We start from the raw sequence: 303 nt of genomic DNA, 5'->3' as shown, positions 1-303 counted from the left end.
GTTAACCGAACTCGGGAGCGACACATGGGACTCATCACGCGCATCGCTGGCAAAACCGGCGCGCTCGGCAGCGTCGTTTCCGCGATGGGCTGCGCCGCCTGTTTTCCTGCCATCGCCAGCTTTGGCGCGGCCATCGGACTGGGCTTCTTGAGCCAGTACGAGGGGCTATTCATTGGCATCCTGCTGCCGATGTTCGCCGGCATCACGTTACTCGCCAATGCTATCGCTTGGCTCAATCATCGACAGTGGCGACGCACGGCGCTCGGCACGATAGGCCCGATCTTGGTGCTGGCAGCGGTGTTT

General features: G+C 62.0%; 1 protein-coding gene. It reads left to right on the top strand.

The window, feature by feature from the left end; genetic code table 11:
* Positions 1–24: 24 nt before the first annotated feature.
* On the top strand, positions 25–303 hold a 279-nt coding region (gene merC / locus ACNPNW_RS06230), incomplete at its 3' end, for an organomercurial transporter MerC (protein ID WP_448766743.1).

The sequence above is a fragment of the Acinetobacter endophylla genome (assembly GCF_053543775.1).
This window is presented reverse-complemented; position numbering and strand designations above follow the sequence as displayed.